Source organism: Ralstonia sp. Ralssp135, assembly GCF_047304345.1.
Taxonomy (GTDB): Bacteria; Pseudomonadota; Gammaproteobacteria; order Burkholderiales; family Burkholderiaceae; genus Ralstonia; species Ralstonia chuxiongensis.
The window spans coordinates 1-278 of the sequence record NZ_JBGLYZ010000097.1 but is presented as its reverse complement, the minus strand read 5'-3'; the positions used below and the strand labels follow the sequence as shown (position 1 = coordinate 278).

Genomic DNA, 278 nt, shown 5'->3' with positions numbered 1-278 from the left:
CGATTACCCTTCAAGGTGATGCCGACGGTGCGCCGCGTCCCGAGCCGAGTGCGTACGCCAAGAAATTCGCGGGCAAGTATGCGCACCGGCTGATCCAGGGCGGCATCGGGCACAATCTGCCGCAAGAAGCGCCGCAGGCCTTCGCCCAAGCGGTCGTGGACGTCGACAGGTATTGAACGGCTCGGTCACGAGGTCGGCTACAGGAGGGGACATAATGGGGGTCTAGGAGGTGACACGCCCTGGTGTGGCAGTGGTACTGCTCAGCATCGGTCTGGGGC

At 64.0% G+C, this 278-nt stretch carries 1 pseudogene; it reads left to right on the top strand.

Going from position 1 to position 278, the window contains the following annotated elements:
- Positions 1-176: pseudogene (locus ACCD03_RS25535) on the top strand (alpha/beta hydrolase); the annotation flags it as partial.
- Positions 177-278: the final 102 nt, after the last annotated feature.